Annotated in this window: 14 protein-coding genes; 5 read left to right on the top strand and 9 right to left on the bottom strand. The window is 42.5% G+C overall.

Annotation, left to right across the window (positions count from 1 at the left end; genetic code table 11):
* Positions 1–37 precede the first annotated feature (37 nt).
* The 5 genes from AC04NP_RS18095 to smc form a co-directional block, all read right to left on the bottom strand.
* Positions 38–1,153 carry a DUF2911 domain-containing protein gene (locus tag AC04NP_RS18095; RefSeq protein WP_482861309.1) on the bottom strand — a complete coding sequence of 372 codons (1,116 nt, stop codon included), beginning with the start codon at positions 1,151–1,153 and terminating at the stop codon, positions 38–40.
* 272 nt (positions 1,154–1,425) lie between these two features.
* Entirely contained in the window at positions 1,426–2,472 is a 1,047-nt protein-coding gene (locus AC04NP_RS18090; RefSeq protein ID WP_482861307.1) for a WD40/YVTN/BNR-like repeat-containing protein, read from the bottom strand.
* Between the two features lie 50 nt (positions 2,473–2,522).
* Positions 2,523–2,795 carry a MoaD/ThiS family protein gene (locus tag AC04NP_RS18085; protein WP_482861305.1) on the bottom strand — a complete coding sequence of 91 codons (273 nt, stop codon included), beginning with the start codon at positions 2,793–2,795 and terminating at the stop codon, positions 2,523–2,525.
* A gap of 206 nt (positions 2,796–3,001) precedes the next feature.
* Positions 3,002–4,951, bottom strand: coding sequence for an OPT family oligopeptide transporter (locus AC04NP_RS18080; protein WP_482861303.1), 1,950 nt, complete (start codon positions 4,949–4,951; stop codon positions 3,002–3,004).
* A 66-nt stretch (positions 4,952–5,017) separates the two neighbouring features.
* Positions 5,018–8,554 carry a chromosome segregation protein SMC gene (gene smc / locus AC04NP_RS18075; protein WP_482861301.1) on the bottom strand — a complete coding sequence of 1,179 codons (3,537 nt, stop codon included), beginning with the start codon at positions 8,552–8,554 and terminating at the stop codon, positions 5,018–5,020.
* 160 nt (positions 8,555–8,714) lie between these two features.
* On the opposite strand from smc, the gene AC04NP_RS18070 reads away from it, so the two are divergent.
* Positions 8,715–9,233, top strand: a complete 519-nt coding sequence (locus tag AC04NP_RS18070) for a hypothetical protein (protein WP_482861299.1) — start codon at positions 8,715–8,717, stop codon at positions 9,231–9,233.
* 61 nt (positions 9,234–9,294) lie between these two features.
* Here the strand turns inward: AC04NP_RS18070 and AC04NP_RS18065 are convergent, their stop codons facing one another.
* The 4 genes from AC04NP_RS18065 to AC04NP_RS18050 all read right to left on the bottom strand — a co-directional run bounded on the left by AC04NP_RS18065 (position 9,295) and on the right by AC04NP_RS18050 (position 12,619).
* A complete protein-coding gene (locus AC04NP_RS18065; RefSeq protein WP_482861297.1) occupies positions 9,295–10,731 on the bottom strand; it encodes a TonB family protein in 1,437 nt (478 codons plus the stop codon).
* The gene (locus AC04NP_RS18060) at positions 10,724–11,101 is read right to left on the bottom strand and encodes a BlaI/MecI/CopY family transcriptional regulator (RefSeq protein ID WP_482861295.1); all 378 of its coding nucleotides are present in this window, start codon (positions 11,099–11,101) and stop codon (positions 10,724–10,726) included. Before AC04NP_RS18060 ends, AC04NP_RS18065 begins: the two co-directional genes overlap by 8 nt.
* Positions 11,102–11,155: 54 nt before the next feature.
* Positions 11,156–11,821, bottom strand: a complete 666-nt coding sequence (locus AC04NP_RS18055) for an energy transducer TonB (RefSeq protein ID WP_482861293.1) — start codon at positions 11,819–11,821, stop codon at positions 11,156–11,158.
* A gap of 132 nt (positions 11,822–11,953) precedes the next feature.
* Positions 11,954–12,619 (bottom strand): DUF4159 domain-containing protein, encoded by a 666-nt coding sequence (locus AC04NP_RS18050; protein ID WP_482861291.1) that lies wholly within the window; start codon positions 12,617–12,619, stop codon positions 11,954–11,956.
* Positions 12,620–12,937: 318 nt separating this feature from the next.
* Between AC04NP_RS18050 and AC04NP_RS18045 the strand changes: the two genes are divergently transcribed.
* From AC04NP_RS18045 to AC04NP_RS18030, 4 genes are read left to right on the top strand one after another with little or no spacing between them, the layout of a single operon-like run.
* Entirely contained in the window at positions 12,938–13,939 is a 1,002-nt protein-coding gene (locus AC04NP_RS18045; RefSeq protein ID WP_482861289.1) for a glycosyltransferase family 2 protein, read from the top strand.
* Positions 13,936–15,102 (top strand): ATP-grasp domain-containing protein, encoded by a 1,167-nt coding sequence (locus AC04NP_RS18040; protein ID WP_482861288.1) that lies wholly within the window; start codon positions 13,936–13,938, stop codon positions 15,100–15,102. The genes AC04NP_RS18045 and AC04NP_RS18040 overlap by 4 nt, the downstream gene beginning before the upstream one ends.
* Positions 15,103–15,107: 5 nt before the next feature.
* The gene (gene rffA, locus AC04NP_RS18035; protein WP_482861286.1) at positions 15,108–16,241 is read left to right on the top strand and encodes a dTDP-4-amino-4,6-dideoxygalactose transaminase; all 1,134 of its coding nucleotides are present in this window, start codon (positions 15,108–15,110) and stop codon (positions 16,239–16,241) included.
* A 19-nt stretch (positions 16,242–16,260) separates the two neighbouring features.
* Positions 16,261–17,943: a hypothetical protein gene (locus AC04NP_RS18030; RefSeq protein ID WP_482861285.1), complete on the top strand. Its 1,683-nt coding sequence runs from the start codon at positions 16,261–16,263 to the stop codon at positions 17,941–17,943.
* Positions 17,944–18,033: the final 90 nt, after the last annotated feature.

Here is an 18,033-nt window from a genome sequence, read left to right as displayed (position 1 = left end):
GAATTCCTCAGGATTTAGCCCATGACAACAAAAATCATTAATTAAAGTCTTTCCCCGCTTCAAGCTGCTCTATATAACCCATCAGAAACTGCTTGTTGGTATCGGGTGCTTTTTCAAGGGCTATTCTTTCATGTTTTAAAGCCTTTTTGAAGTCGCCGATCGCTGAGTATCCCCTGGCCATGCCATGTGAGGCTAACCAGTGATCAGGCCATTTCTTGTTAAGCTTTTGAAATACTTCCAATGCTTTCATACCCTGACCGTTTCCGATTAGATACCTGCCATAGTCATAATAATTATTGGCATTTGCCGTGGGGTGCACAAGTGCTTCCTGCATCACGGTCTCCGCTTCATCACTTTTTCCCTTTGCACTAAGGATCTGGCTTTTTAGCTGCAGGTTGTTAAAGTTTTCCTGCCCAAAAAATGGCGCACTGATAGCGTTTTCAGACCATGCTAATGCCTCATCCAGGTATAAGTTGTTTTTTAACAGATAGCTAGCTGCGGAATTCCAGGACTGATCTGTAAACCCTTTGCTTCCTTTCAATTCCTCATTCAGACTTGCATAAACGATTTCCGGAACATCGAATTCTACTTTGAAGGGAAATCTTCTTTTTTCCCAATCCAGCACCACCATAGCTGATTTGTCATCAATATTTATAAAATCAAAGGTAAGACGTTCGGTCATGGATATTTCTTCAGTATTGATATCCACACGCAATACATCATTGGATTCATTGTAAAAGTAGCTGCCCCAGGACATGTTGTCTTTGGATAAAATCAAGGTAGCATCCTGATTTTCGCCAACGGCCAAAAATAAGCCATAAGTGCCTGCATCGATGGGTTTACCCTCAACTGTAGCACCATGTGAGAAAGTGATGGTAGTGTTTTCATTAGCTCCGGCGCGCCATGGAGACGCTTTTGCTGGTCCAAATCCAAGGTTTTGAAACCCATTGTGAACCAGAGCACCCCATATCTCTCGTCCGTTGACGGCAGGTCTGGAGTACTTGATGGTAATTTTGGAAATGCCTATGGTCTGGCTAACCTTTCCTGCCGGACTAGCGGCCCTGGGCAAAGTTACGGTTTGCGCGGCTGTTTTGGCTGTAAAGAATGCTGCAGCCAGCAAAACACCTGTTAAGAGTACAGATTTTACTTTCATAATTTTAGGGTTAGTAGTTAACTTAAAAACTCAGACGTGTACGCTGATTATATTTTTGGCGTGCGAAACAACTCGTTCGATAATCATTATACGAACCGTTAAGACCAAAGGTGTTATTTTTATTTGAATGGAATTTTATTGCTATCAACGGTGATTGCCGGTGATCATAAGTGATTTGAAAAGGGGTTTAATGGTTTAATCGCCAGGTATCAAGCAGATGCAGGCGCTTTCTTAAATAAATCTGACTGAATAGATCATGGGTAAATTATGGTTCAGTGATGTCCAGTTATCCCCTGGTTATCTGATAGATAAATATTTCCGGTAGTAGTGCCAAAAACCAGGGTATCTCCGGTAATGTCCATGCCATGACGGTATACAATGTCATAACAGGCTTTTTGGGGTAAGCCGTTGGTGAGTTTTTCCCAGCTTTTGCCGCCATCCCTGGTGCGGCAAACCACAAGGGCACGATCAATGGCCAGCCTTTTTTCATCACTTACTGCCGGAACCACCCAGGCAGTATTTTCATCCTTTTCGTCCAGCGTAATTACAAAATCAAAATTAGCCACCCCATTTGGCTCTGAAATATCGTCCCAGTGATTAGCACCGTCGATACTCCTGAAAATACCGCAGTGGTTTTGCTGCCACATCACTTTTTGATTGATGGGGTGGGTCACCAGCAAATGCGGGTCCTGACCTACCTCACTGGCCGGATCAGGCAGAAAGTCTGCTCTCAGCCCCTTGTTTTTCGGCTCCCATTGCTGTCCGCCGTCCCATGTTTCAAATACCCCTGCGCAACTGATTCCCACATAACGGTGGTCATGGTTGTCTTTATCGACAATAATTGAATGTATTCCGGCATAGTCCCTGCCTCCTCCAAACCATTGTTCCTTCCTTGACGGATGATCCCAAAGGCCTCTTACCAGCTCAAAATTTTTTCCTGTATTTTTACTTTCAAACAAACCTCCCGGCTCAGTGCCAATCAGAACATGGTCAGCGTCCCCATTGACATGAGGCTGTAACACCCACAGATATTTCAGGGTGGCGGGCAAACCGTCTCTTATCTCGTCGTCTTCTGCATATTTGGGTGCATCTACCTCTTCCCAGTTGGCACCCTGATCCCTGGATATGTGCAGTTTACATCCCCAGTGCCCATGGTCCTGGCAAGCCCACCAGATTTTGTTATCCGGACTGGCCGTGGCATAGGATACAGGAATTCCATCGAAGCTTTCACCGGCATATTTCCAGTCTGATGAAGTCTTTTTGTAAATAACAAGTCCTTTTCTGGTACCGATGAGTAGGGTATTTTTTGTTGATGACATAGGTTTGGTTATTTTGTTTTAAGGATGTTAGCGTAAAGAGTTAAGGTACATTATCCTCCGGACAAAGCCTGCATAATGTATACTTCATCATGCTCACTCACCTTGTCAGCCAATGAAATCTTGTCCTCGATAATGGAATTGCCTATGAAAATATTCACATGTTTCCTGAGTGCGCCCTGCTCATCGATGATGTAGGATGACATTCTTGGATAAATGTCATCTAGTTTTTTAACAATATCCGCCACAGTGGAAGCTTCAATGTTAACTTCCTTTAATCCAGGATAAAACCGCTTCAATGCGTAAGTGAATTTTACAACCGGCACTGTTCAAAGTTTTGTTATTTGAAAACGTTCTGTTGAACGAAATGTGAATGGTGATTATTTCTGTCTTAAAAGTTACAAAATTTTGGTCATTTTAAAAAAGTTGCCTGAAAAACAATTCCACTACCTGCAACCACCAACCCTTTCCCACAAGCTTCACCCCCCCTCCACTCACACCCTCACCCTCACACCCAAACTCACACTCACCCTCAACTTCTGTATGCTTTAACAGCGATTCTATATAAAAACACACATATAGCGATGATAACAATCAATCCCGGCAGGCTGCCGAAGGTTTTGTCCGTAAGGGCCATAAAGTCGTCGGTCTCGGTGAGTACGATGGGGACGGCCAGACCTATACCGAGTAATGCCTCACCGGTTATTAATCCCGAAGCAAACAACAAACCCGTTCTTTCACTGCGCTGCTTGGCTACGGCGTGTTTTTCCACCTCCTGCAACCGGTTCTTTTGTTGATAGCGACCCACCAGCCATGCAATTACACCACCCAGCATGATGGCGCTGTCTAACTCAAAGGGCAGATACAAACCAACCGCTACGGCCAAGACGGGAATTCGCCACTCAGAGCCCCGGGCTTCCTGCATTTTATCCAATATGATGATCAAAACAGCTAGTGCCATGCCAATATATACCATGGTCCATGGCAGTCCTCCACCAAAAACACCAACGGCTACGCTTTGCATTAAGGTGGCCTGAGGTGCCTGGAGGGAATTTGGCTTATCGGCTGTCGGCGGGCCGAATCCATAGGCTTCATTTAATAAATCCAGGATCAGTGGCATGGCGAAAGCGGCGGCGATCACACCAACCATCTGCATAATTTGTTGTTTTTGAGGCGTAGCGCCGAGAATATAACCGGCCTTTAGATCCTGCATATTATCGCCGGCAATGGCGGCGGCACAACAGACCACTGACCCTATCAGTATAGCTGCCGCTGGTCCTTTTTCGGCGCCACTTCCCAGGAGGGCAAGCAGAATCAAAGAGGAGGTAAGGATGGTTGCAATAGTCACGCCTGAAATAGGATTATTGGAACTACCCACTAATCCTGCCATATAGCCCGCTACTGAGGCAAACAAAAACCCTGCAATGATCATAATAATGGCCATCAATCCTGAAATGGCTATCCCTTCAATTTCCCTCAGATAAATAATAAAAATCGGAACTACCATAGCTCCGATTCCAATAATTACCCATTGCATGGGGGTGTCCTTTTCCGTTCTCAGGATATTAAGCTGCCCCGATTTATTTTTAACAGCTTTAAGCCCGGCACTCAACGCCGATCCAATGGCTCCCTTAAGGCTTATCAGGGCCCATAGCCCACCTACCAGCATAGCCCCGACACCTAAAAACCGGATTTGAGAACTCCAGGTGGCACCGCCCAGCGCTGTGGCCTCTGCCCCTTCGGGATTACCATGCAAATAAAGATAAATGGGAATGGCTATCCACCAACTGATTACCCCTCCGGCAAAGACCAGCGTGGCGATTCTTAATCCAACGATGTATCCAACGGACATCAGGGCAGGGGAGAGGTTCATGCCGAAATACAAATAAGTCTTTTCAGCCGCAAATGTGGCCTTCTCAAAAACAGCATCCCATATTTTTAATCCTGATTCCGAAAGCTTTACCAGGGCACCGATAATGCCGCCCAAAGCCAGAAAACGGATGGCTTTGCCCCCTTCTTCCCCGCTCTTTAATACTTCAGATGTTGCCACACCTTCCGGAAATCGTAACTTTTGCCTCACGATCAGGGCCGACCTGAGTGGAATGGTGAATAAAACACCCAGCACACCACCGGCCAGGGCTATTAACGCAGTTTCCAGATAACTAAAACCAGACCAATAGCCCATCAGTACGAGGGCAGGAAAGGTAAAGATGACACCTGCAGCCAAAGCTTCGCCGGCAGATGCAGCGGTTTGAACAATGTTGTTTTCGAGTATGTTGTTTTTTTTGAATAATTTTAATAGGGCCATCGAGATGACAGCGGCCGGGATGGACGCAGAAACGGTTAAGCCGGCAAAAAGTCCCAGGTAGGCATTGGCGGCTGCCAGTGAGGCTGATAATACCGCTCCTAAAAAAAATGCTTTGATAGTAGTTTCCGGCAACCTGGTTTCCGGCTTAATGTAGGGCTTGTCGTTGTCTTTCATGTAGTCTTGTTAGTTTATTGATTAATGAGGAAATATATTGCATTATTACCTCATTAACAAACAGAACTACACCAGTTCCCTCAAATCGACAGGCACTACCCTGGATACACCCTGTTCTATCATGGTGATACCGTAAATGATGTCTGTGGTAGCCATGGTTCGTTTGTTATGGGTGACGATAATAAACTGGGAATCTTCTGAAAATTTGCGGATAATTTTATTGAATTTGTCAATGTTGGCATCATCCAGTGGTGCATCTACTTCGTCGAATATACAAAATGGGGCAGGTTTGAGCAGGTAGATAGAAAAAAGCAACGAAGTGGCCGTCAGGGTTTTTTCTCCTCCTGACAATTGATTGATAGAAAGGGGACGCTTACCTTTTGGCTGGGCAATGATTTCGATGGCTGACTCCAGCGGTTCGTCCGGGTTACTCAGTCTCAGATCGCAATTATCTTCTTCAGTGAAAAGTGATCTGAATACATAGATGAAATTCTCCTTGATTTTTTCAAAAGCCTGCAAAAAGGTCTCTCTGGCTACGGTATCAATTTCATTGATGGTTTCCAGTAATGATTCCTTGGCTTTGACCAAATCTTCTTTTTGGGTAGTGATAAAGACATGTCTTTCCCTGATTTCATCATAAGCCTCCATAGCCATAGGGTTGATAGGCCCCATTTTGTCCAGCCGGTCCTTTGCCTTTTCAATGCTTGCCCGAAGCGCTTCTTCTGTCAGTGCTGCCAGTTTTTCATCGGCTGTTTCCTGATTCATCACTTCATCGAGTTCGGTATTGAATTCGATAGAGAGCCGTTCTTTGACAGAATTTACCTGCAACCTGGTTTCATTGAGATGGTGTTGCAATTGCATCAGAATAGCGTCACTGTTTTCCCTGGAGCGTTGTATCTCCCTGATGGTTTTTTCAATTTCATCAATTTCCCCCCGTATCTGATAGTACTCTTTTTCCGCTTCGTTAACGGCACTTTCTATGCGCTCCTTTTCGCTATACATTTCAATTAACTCATCCTCATCCGATTCAGAGGTTTCCAGAAGCCTTTTGATCTCTGATTCATTGCCTTTTAACTCCAACTGGTTTTTACCAATTCGTTCATAACTATTATTATAAGTATCCTTTTTAAAACCTATCTCCTGGGTAATGCTGTCGACTTTGTTTTGTCTTTGGTGAAACAGGATGTTTTCCTGGTTGTAGGCAGAGGATTTTTGATTAAGGGTGTCATTTTGGGCTGTGAGGTCTTCTTCTAAAAAATGAAGTCTTTCCTCGATATCCTTCAACTGATCGTTTTCTTGTTGTACCTGTGGCCTTAGGGTGGCTATTTCTTCTGACAGGCCTTCCAAACCTGCCAATATATCTTCTTTTTTGTTGGCATTGCTGCTGAGCATTTCTTCAAACTGTTCATGCTTGGTTTTGAAGGATATGTACTCTTCATTGATCCGGTTTATTGCCTGCTGTAAATCTTCGAGAAGGTCTTTTTGTGTACTTTCTTTCAGCTTCTGGCGCTCAATTTGCTTTTCTTCCAGACTTTGCCTGATCTTTTCAATGCTTGAAGACAACCTCTTAATCTCTTTGCTGAGTTTTTCCAGGTTTTTTGCCCTTCCGATTCTTTTTCCTTCAAAAAGCCCCACCGAGCCTCCTGATAAACTATGTTTTCTTTTGGTAATCTTGCCACTTTTTGTAATGAAAATACTGTCGTTATCACCAGTAATCAGGTCATATTCGCCAGGTACGATGTAAACATTATCCAGCATCCATGCGATAAGTTTTGCGTATTTGCTTTCATATTCGACAATTTCAGTGGCAGGTAAGGCATTGTTATAGATTTTTCCTGCTGAGGGATGAAAATCTTTAAAACTTTCCAGCACAAAAAAGTTGGCCTTTCCTTTGGCCGCCTCACTTAACAGATTGATCGCCTTGTTAGCTTCCTCAAAGGTATTGACGATATAATAATTCATGTAAGGCTCCAGGTAGTTTTCAATCGTGATGCGATAGGCGGCCGGACAAGTAAGTACATCGGATAATAATGGGAAGTTTTTCCCCCATTCCGCCTGCTTTTTGAGAAATTTGATCGCTTCAGGAAATCCTTCGAGGTTATCTACCAGCGACTTGGTCAGATTATATTCATTTTGCAGGGCATCCAGCTTACGGCCTTGCCCGGTTAACTCGTCTTTGATTTGGCCGATGGTTCTGTCCAGTGATTCCACCCTGCCCTGAAGGTCTTCTTCCTCGGCCTTTATCTTGTTAAGCCGGTCACTTTTTGAGGCCAGATCAGCAGCCAGTCTTGTGGCCCTTTCCTCAAATTCAGCAAGGTTAGCACTTTGTTGTGTCGTGTCAGTAGTTGCTTTTTCCAGCTCTTGTTTAAGCGTAGAAACCTGCATTTCTTTGATTTCCAGTGATTTAGTGATCTGATAAACGGCGTTCTGCTTGCTTTTGTAGAGGGTATTGATTTCGTTTATCTGCTCCTGGCTTTTGCTGCTGTTGATTTTATGGTGATCGTAATCTTCTTTTAGGGTTTCGAGGTTTTTTTCTGTCTCTCTAAGCAGCTTTTCTGCCGTTTCTTTTTCTGTTTCCAGGCTTTTAATACTAAATGCCGCTCTTTCGTTGCTCTTTTTGTCTTGTTCTATTTGCTCTGTGAGACGATCGCTTTTGTCGTTTAAGTAACGTAACCGCTCATTTTTGATCTTCTTGTCACTTTCGTATTGCCTGATTTTATTGACATGTTCATTTAACGTTTTTTGCCTTGAGGCCAGGGTTTTTTCCCTGGTAATCATAGACGCTTTGGACTTTTCTACCAATGTCTCCTTCTCGGTAATCTGCCTGTTCAGGCTGATTTTTTTATCATTTTCAGCTTCAGTCTGTCGATCGAGTTCAGACAGCCGTTCCGTATGCTTGCTAAAAGATTTTTTAGCATATTCAATGCTACAGTTTTTATAATCCTCTTTAATCTGAAAATAGCGCTCGGTTTGTTTGGCCTGGCGTTCGAGTGACTTCATGTTTTTTTCGATCTCAAAGAGCAAATCTGCGACTCTTTCGAGATCGTCGTCGGTGCTGGAAAGTTTTCTCAGGGTTTCTTTCTTCCTGACCTTGAATTTTGAAATGCCTGCTGCTTCTTCAAATAAGGTACGCCGGGAGTTGTCCTTGTCATTCAGAATATCGTCTACCATTTTCAACTCAATAATGGCGTAGCTGTTGGAAGATATCCCTGTATCGAGAAACAGGTTGGTAATATCTTTCAACCGGCAGGTAACACCATTCAGCAAATACTCGCTTTCCCCGGATCGATAATAACGACGGGTAATAGTTAGCTGTGAATACTCGGTAGGCAACAGATTTTTGGTATTGTTAAATGTCAGGGACACCTCGGCCATTTGCAGGGCTTTGCGATGCTTGGTGCCATTAAAAATGATGTTTTCCATCTTTTCGGAGCGTAACATCCTGGTTTTTTGCTCGCCCAGCACCCACCTGATGGCATCTACCACATTGGATTTACCACAGCCATTGGGCCCGACAATGCCTGTAATCCCATTATCAAAATTTATGATAACCTTATCACCAAAACTCTTGAATCCCTTTATCTCTAATTTGATTAGTTCCATGCAGCCTTTTTTTTGCAAAGACAACAAATTTAAAATTATTTTATGAATTTGTTTCCCGGCCATTCAGAATAAATTTCCACTACCTGAAAACATAAACTGTCAAAATCGTGATTGTCATATTTTTATAATCGAAATAATCATAGTACATTTAACAGTAATTATGGATGATTTATCGACAATATTTTATATCATCGTAGCGATCATATATGTGATCTATTCAGCTATGAAAAGGGGAAAGCCAAAAAATTTGCCCCAAAACGGCCCGGATTCGCCGATTCCCGGTGATTTTGGAGAAGTAACCCAGGAGTCCCCACCGGGGAAAACCCAACGCCGTCCAAACTTTGAAGATCTGCTCAGGGAGTTTACTCAGCAGCAGGAACCGGAGGTGAAAGAAAAGGAAATAGCCGAAGAAGAGATTGACCAACCCGAGCCATTCTTCGAAACGGAAAGACCATTTGTTGCAGAAAGCAAGAAATCATCGGTTTATGATGAATTCCAAAATGTTGAAGTAAGTGAAGTGGATGTGCTTCGAGCTCCCTCCGTTTTTAAAGCCCAGGAGGACTACAACGGGAAGGATACAAGCAGGCTGGGTGTCGACATCAGGGAAATGTTGAAAAATCCCGATGGATTGAAAAAAGCCATTCTTCTTAACGAGATTATCAGGCCAAAATATTTTTAGTGGTTTTGGGGAAAGGTGACAACAACTGATGGGAGGGAGCCACCGGGATCGACAAACCTGGTTAACCAAGGCTAAATGTAATTGGTATCACCATCCTGACATTTACAGGAATACCACGTTGCCTTCCAGGTATCCAGTTTTCCGCATTTTGAATTACTTTTTTGGCTTCCTCATCGCAACCGGCTCCAATGCCTTTAATGACAGTTACATCGCTTAAACTACCGTCTTTTTCTACCACAAATTGCACAAAAACTTTTCCTTCAACACCCTTACGACGGGCCCCGGTTGGGTATTTAAGCCTTTTTCGTACGTAATCATAAAATGACTCCATACCATCCTTGGGAAAGGGCTGCTTCTCAACGATTGTAAAGACCTCATCCTTGACAAGGGAAGTCTTTTTGATGCTTGTTCCGGGCTTAGGGGATATTAAATCATGCATATCATTGTCTTTCCCTGGTATATTTCCAATTTCAGGAGGCCTGTCAGTATCCTGACCGGGCAGAGATGCATGTTCAGGCGATTCTTTGGAAGACAGGAGGTCCTTATAAGGGTCTTTATGAATGCTTTCTACGAGCGCCGGTGGTAAAAAGCTGCGGTAGACCAAATCAGAGGCCGCCCCCTGGTTAACACCCACCCCCATAATAAGTGTAAGTGACACGACCAGAGGTAATGCCATCAACAATTTATATAAACGGGTTTTTTTCCCATTCATTTTAATCATATCGATCCGGCGGTAGGCCTGCGATTTGTTAAAATAACTACCCATTGACAAATCCATTCGCTTGAATAGCTGCCTGACGATCAACTGGCCGTAGTGATAACCGTCAACGGTTTTGAGTACAAGGTTATCAGCGATGAATTCGTGGGTATCGGTAATGGATTTTTTGTATAACCTGATCAACGGATTAAACCAAAACAGCGCCCCGAGTATTTCGAAATAGATAATATCGTAGCTGTGCTTCTGTCTGATGTGGACCAATTCATGGTTTAAGATCTGCGATCTTTCCTGATCGGTAAATTCAATGCTGTTATCCCAGAACAAATATTTGAAAAATGAAAAAGTTGGCAATTTTCCGTCTGTATTGATCAGGTAGCAGTCTTTCCAGTACTTTATGTTGCACCTGTTGTGGGCAATAATCCTTTTTATCGCTAAAACCTGGATTAAAAACCTTCCAAGGAAAAGCACCACCCCGGTAAAGTAAATACCTGATAAAATTCCAGCCAGGCTAACATCAAACCAACGGGCTACTCCTTCGGAAACAAAGGTAATTTCCGGCAGATATATCACAGGGATTATGCCGGCTTGCTGCCATAGGGATGAGCCGAATAACCAATAAAAATTTACCAAAGGCAATGATAAAGCCAAAACAGAGGAAACCAGTAAGTAGGCCCTGTTGTATTGAAAGCAGGTTTCCCTCTTTAGAAAAACAAAGTAAAAACCATAGAAGATCAACAGGCAAAATGCCGACTGAAAAACATAGTTAATGACACTATTCATTTTTTTTCTTTTTTAGGTCGTCTTCCACTAATTTCATCAATGCTTCCACTTCATGGATATCCATATCATTGGATTTGGCAAAAAATGACACCAGACGCTGAAAGGATCCTTCAAAATAGTTGCCTACAAAGTTCTTCAGATAGAAGTTCTTATATTTGTCTTTGCCAATCAAGGGAAAGTATTCATGTGTTTTGCCATAGGCTTTATAGCCTACAAACCCCTTTTTCTCCAGAATTCTGACAATGGTGGAAACAGTATTGTAGGCAGGTTTTGGTTCCTCCATTTTTGCTAAGATGTCTTTGACAAACCCTTTTTTTAATTCCCATAGAATCTGCATTACCTGTTCCTCTGCTTTGGTGAGTTCTCTCATAGTTAAAGGTTAACGGCTTAACGTAAAATTAAAGATAATATTTATCTGAAAGAATTAAGCATCGTCTAATTTAAAACCGATAGGGATTACCATCCTGACTTTCACGGCCTCGCCGCGTTGTTTCCCCGGGATCCATAAGGGAGAATTTTTGACAACTTCCACCGCGGCTTCGTCACAACCTCCACCAATGCCTTTGATGGCTTCTACATGGGTAATCTCTCCAAAGTCGTTGACAACAAACTGTACAAAAACCTTTCCCTGGATGCCTTGTTCCCTGGCCGACCTGGGATACTTCAAATTTTCGGTGACGTATCGGTAGAAAGCACGCATGCCTACTGTCGGTGCCGGCGGTTCTTCAACAACTGTGAAAATATCATCTACATCCTTCAACATGGCCATATCCTTTTGTGTAATGCCAATCGTGGCAATAGCCGCAGCCATTCTCGCCCTGTCGTCGATGGTGATTTCCTCGATCGACTGCTTTTGATAATCACGTAAAATGAAAACGGCCCGGGGAGGGTCACCCTCCTGCAATTCGGTGACTTGATAGCTGTGGGCATTGTACTTTTTCATGATTTCGTCAATCACGAATTGTGCTTGCTGGTTTTCGTCATTTTTTTCAGACCATTCATCATTGATTTTTTCCATGCTGCTAAGTGGTTCATCCTGACAGGCGGTAATAAGCAGCAAACAAATGATAATTGAGCAGATAGTTTTCATGGCTAATGTTTTTAATGATAAAGTAAACTACCTTACAAACATAAAACTAATAATTTAGTTTTAAAACTAAAATCATAGTTTTGTTCTTAAAACTTTAGTTGAGGTAGACAAATCCTGCAATCCTTTGTAAAATCAGTCCTGGGTAAAAGCAAAGCTGATAATATTAGCGCCCATTTTTAAGGCTTGCCGCCTTACTTCTTCAGGGTCGTTATAAATAGATTGGTCCTCCCAGCCGTTTCCGAGGTCACTTTCATAGGAATAAAAACACATCAGCCGGCCTTCGTACATTAATCCAAACCCCTGGGGAGGTTTTCCGTCGTGTTCGTGGATTTTGGGTAGGCCTTCGGGAAATTTAAACCGCTGATGGTAGATGGGATGGTTATAAGGAAGTTCAACAAATTCCAGTTCGGGGAATACCTTTTTCATTTCTAACCGGACAAACTGATCCAGCCCATAATTGTCATCAATATGCAAAAAACCACCGGATAGCAGATATTTTCTCAGGTTTTGAGCCTCACTTTGAGAAAAAACCACATTGCCGTGACCAGTCATATAGACATAGGGATAGAAAAAGATTTCAGGGCTTCCGACGTCTACTACTTTATCCTGTTCCTGTATGCTGGTTTTGATGTTTTCGTTACAAAAGGCAATCAGATTGGGGAGGGCAGTTTTATTGGCATACCAGTCACCACCACCATTATACTTTAATTTGGCAATCTGAATCGAGCTTCTTTGTGCCTGGGCAACTTCAGAGATTGCCAGCATGATGAAGACAGTGATGAGCAAGCATTTCTTCATATGGAAAGTTTTAAAAATCAATACGAACCACACGCAAGATAGTTGATTTTTTTTCACTTATTACATGAAATAAAGATAGTATGGTTCTTCAAACTTACAATCTTCAAAGGTGCTGGCCTGGGTATTTTGAAATAATATTTATTTTTGTTTTATCTTTAGAATTATTATTATTATTTCTTGTATAAAATCCAAAGCCCATAAACCGAGTTTTACCTGGAGTTTCACGTAATTTATGCCGGATTTCTGTTGGCAAAAACCAAATTCATGGAAAATCCGGAAAATTTGATCAGGAAAAAATAAGATCTTAGAAAATTTTATATGGATCAATCAAAAAAGTGCACATTTTCGGTAGTGGTTCCGGTTTACAACAGCGAACGGTCGCTGGAAGAGTTGTATCAGAGGCTTTCAGCTACCTTCGAAAAAATGGGAGCGTCATTTGAGGTCATTTTTGTCAATGATAAAAGTAGTGACACGAGCTATGCCGTGCTAAGGAAAATCCACAAGCGCTATCCTGAAAACACGACCATCATAGATTTGCTGAAAAATTATGGGCAACACAATGCCATTATGTGCGGTTTTAACTACAGCCGTGGCGCGTATGTGATCACGATCGATGATGACCTGCAAAATCCCCCGGAAGAAATCCCCGCTTTATTTAAAAAACTGGAGGAGGGTTATGACGTGGTCTTTGGAATTCCGGAGGAAAAAAACCACAAAGCTTATAAAAACCTGGGAAGTTTGATGATTCGAAAGTTGAACCGGAAAATCTTTCATCTGAAAGACAAAATGAGCTTTTCCAGTTACCGCATAATACGAAGAGAGGTCGTTGACGAAGCCAAAAGTATTAAAACACCATTTCCTTATATCTCGGGAATGCTTTTGACAATAACCACCTCGGTGACCAATCATAAGGTAGAGCACCTGGCCAGGAAATACGGCCGGTCAAATTACAACCTGGCTAAATTAATACACCTGTCGTTTAACCTGTTAATAAATTACTCCTCCATACCGCTCCGGATAGTTGCAGTTTTTGGCTTTACGATTTCTATCATTTCATTAATCATTGGTTTGGGCTACATTTTCAAGCAACTGTTTATCGGCAAAGCCCCCGAGGGATGGACCACGCTGATCGTCTTTATTTCTTTCTACAATGCCCTGTTTTTAGTTTTCTTTTCTATTCTCGGTGAATACATTTCAAGGTTGCTCAAAGAGTCTTCAAAAATCAGTCAATTTGTGGTAAGAACAGTACATTATCGAAAGGGATCGTCTGATCCACGTCAGGAAGTGGCTTCTTCGCAAATAAATGTAATTGACGAATGAAAAAAATCTTGATATTGGGAGCGGGTGTCTATCAACTTCCTTTAATCAAAGCTGCTAAATCCATGGGATTAGAAGTGGTCGTTACCAGTGTAAAAGGTAATTATCCCGGATTTGCGCTGGCTGACCGGATATATTTTGAGGACACCACCGATGAAAAAGAAATATTTAATATTGCCAGGAAAGAAAAAGTCGATGGCGTTTGTACCTCAGGAACCGATGTGGCTATGAAATCACTGGGCCTGGTGGTGGACGAACTGGGATTGGTTGGCCCATCCTATCAGGCAGCAATGGCCTCTTCTGACAAGTTGGTCATGAAGTTACTTTTTCAGGAAAATGGCATTAAGAGTGCTGAATTTAGAAAAATCAGTAATTTACATGAATCCTATGAGGCATTTGATGCTTTACAAAAGCCCGTTATATTCAAGGTACCGGATAGCTCGGGTAGCCGGGGGACAATAAAAGTAGAGGATAAATCTGAGATTCCTGAAGTCCTCGAGAAATTAAAACAAGTGACTGCCAAGAAAGAATTTATTGTAGAGGAGTTTATTGAAGGAATAGAGTTTGGCGCCCAGGCGTTTGTACAAAACGGTGAGATTTTGTTTGTCTTGCCCCATGGTGACATGTTGCACCAGGGAAAGACTGTGGTGCCTGTGGGGCATTACATGCCATTTGAGATGTCCCTGCCAGACCTGCGTGAGCAGATGGAAAAAGCTGTCAGGGCATTGGAAATGGATCATTGTGCCATTAATGCAGACCTGATTTTAAGAGACGGAGAGATTTATTTTTTGGAATTGGCGGCAAGGGCCGGTGCGACCTGTTTGCCTGAATTGGTTTCCATTTATTATGACATCGACTATTATGAATTAATCATCAGGGCTGCTATGGGAGCGCGTATCTCTCAACAGTTTTGTGGAAATCAGGTTTGCGGAGCAGAAATTCTAAAAGCCCCTAAGTCAGGGATTATTACACAGGTGGATCTGAAGGTGGAACCGTCTGACAAGATAGTAGACTGTTCGCTGGACTATGAACCGGGTGATAGCGTGAATAAATTTGAGGTCGGGCCCGACCGGATCGGCCAGATTATTGCTAAGGGAGACAGTTTGGAAGAAGTATTTAAGACCCTTGAAAAAGTAAAAAAACAAATCCATTTATCCATTCAATGAGTTAGATGAAAATACCTTTTAACAAGCCGTATTTTACGGGAAACGAAACCAAATACATTGAGCAGGCAGTAAAATCCGGCAAAATATCCGGGGATGGTATTTTCACCAAAAAATGTCATGAATTCTTTCAGGAAAGATTTGGGTTTAAGAAGGTTTTGCTGACAACCTCCTGCACCGATGCGCTGGAAATGGCGGCTATATTGATCGATACCCGTGCAGGGGATGAGGTAATCATTCCTTCTTATACTTTTGTTTCTTCAGCCAATGCTTTTGTGTTGAGAAATGCCAGAATTGTGTTTGCCGATAGTAACCATGAAAACCCTAACCTCGATATCAGGCAGATCGAGCCGCTTATCAATGAGAAAACAAAAGCCATTGTGGTGGTTCATTACGCCGGTATGGCCAATGATATGGAGAAAATCATGGAATTAGCCCAAAAACACGGATTATATGTCATAGAAGATGCCGCCCAGTCCATTGACAGCTATTATTTAGAGCAGCCTCTTGGTAGCATAGGTGATCTGGCTGCGTTTTCATTTCATGAGACCAAAAATATTATTTCCGGCGAGGGGGGAATGTTGGTTATTAATAATGATAAATTCATGGACCGGGCAGAAATTATCAGAGAAAAAGGTACTAATCGCTCCGCATTCTTTCGCGGTGAAATTGACAAGTATGGTTGGGTCGATATAGGTTCTTCGTTTTTGCCTTCCGACGTCACAGCGGCCATTTTATTTGCCCAACTGGAGAATTTGGAAAATATCCAGCAAAGGAGAAAAGAAATCTGGGAAAATTACTACCGGGGTTTATCAGCCCTGGCAGAAGAAGGTTTTATCAAATTACCGGTAATTCCCGAATACGCCACCAATAATGCGCACATGTTTTATATGCTCTGCCGTACGGAAAAGGAGCGTAAAGGCCTGATAACTCACCTGAAAAAGAAGGAAATATTGGCAGTTTTTCATTATTTGTCCCTGCATAAGAGTACCTATTTCCATAAATTTCATGACCAAAGGCCGTTGCCCATGACTGATTATTACAGTGATCATCTTTTGCGCCTGCCATTTTACTATGATTTAAAGCAAAGTGACCAGGATTTGATTATTGATTTGATCTGCCAATTCTATCACAGTTGCTAAAACATCCAACAGACAACAAATGCAAGAATTATTCAAAAAAAAACCTTATTTGTCGGTAGCGCTGGTATTCTTTATTGTCTACATTTTTTCGTTAACATTCGTGTATGTCGAAGGTGATGATGCTTCTACCGTAGCTTATCATGCCTTGGGAAGGGATGCTGATTTTCAGGAACCCTACAGTCCATACCATGGCATGATGGATTTTGTGCTTGGCTTTTTGCCGGCCCATGAGCCCTTGCTGAGGTATGTTTCCATTACCTTATCGGCAATTTCAGCCCTGATTTTTGTAATACTATCGCTGAAACTGATTGCCGCCTGGGTTCCCGGGGAATCACATAAAAATCTTGTCTATTTCATTCCGTTGTTACCGCTGATAGCGCCTGAATTGTTGTTTTTCGGCCTGATTTATATGCCCTCTACTTTGGCGATGTTGCTGATTCTGACCGGGCATTTAATGGCCAGGCAGGCTTTTAGCGAATCTGATCAAAACCCCTGGAAGTTCATCCTTTCCCTGCTTCTGTATGGCTTGGGTGCATCTTTTCGCTGGGATGTGGCCATTTATGGCATTGTCATTTTTGCGGATATCTTTTTTGTTGTATGGAATAAGCAACAATGGAATTTTCCTAACCTGCTAAAACTAGGAATATGGTCCGTACTGGCCATTGTTTCCGTAATCCTTTTCATCTATATTTCAGGATACCCACCTACCAGGATCGTTGAGGTGATTACCTGGGCCAAGGATTATCTGGGGGCCAAAGAAGGTAGCACTTTCAAGCGGATTGGCGTATTAATTTCATTGCTGACGCCCGCTTTCCTCTTTTGTTTGGGGGTTGGATTGATCAGGTTGATTGCTGAAAAAAAATGGCCGTTTGTAATTCTGGCTGTAGCCGGCTTTTTGCCAAAGATTTATCTGGGCTTCACCTATTTACCAAAAGCGCTTATCATGGTGTTGCCTGGTTTGTTTCTGGTCGTCTATTATGGTTTTGATTTCATTTGGAAAAAAAGCGCGTCCTATCTGAATTATGCGGATGGAAAAGTTGCCGTGGTTAAAATGCTGTTTTTATCGATAGTGGCTCTTCCCTGGATTGTGGGGGTTAAAATCAACACAGGCACTAGTTCCAGGGGTCCTGGGTTTGAAATCAGTTATAAAGAAAACTCAGATTTTGATAAAACCAAATCGCTCGACACCAACCTATCCATTAGTGGTATAAAACCGGGGGTGTTCTCAGGAGGCTTTCCCATCCCAACCCCTGAGGGGCCACGACCGGTGTGGGGTTATGGTGCCGTTTTTATGGGTGGCTGGCGTGCTTTGGTGAAAGGTATAGATAATGAAAGGGACCAGGTGATTTTGTTATCACAGCAAGAAAACCTGCCTGTACTGCAAAATAATGACTACAAATTGGTGCTCGTCAACCTGTTACGTAACGGATATGTTGAACCCAGGCCTGTTTTTGAGCATGATCTTTACAAAGTCAGAACCTTAAAAAAAGACGATTCCACCATGCAGTTGTTTCACATTAAGTCACAGGAACTCAACCATCAATCAACCTTGCTACAAATCAGTGAAATGATTGGCCACCGACAATTTATTTGCTGGTTTTTATCTGGTTCGGACATCATCGGCTTAAAAAATACCTATCCGGGGCAGGTGCAGATCCTTGGGCCCTTCTCAGCCAGATTTGATCTTAGCAGCCTGAATTAACTATCATGTTTTCAATTATTTATGGAATAATGGCTTTATCCTTACATGAAGGTTAATATATTTTCTTTAAATTATATAATATCCTAATTT

The sequence above is a fragment of the Agaribacillus sp. DX54 genome (genome assembly GCF_056858335.1).
This window is presented reverse-complemented; position numbering and strand designations above follow the sequence as displayed.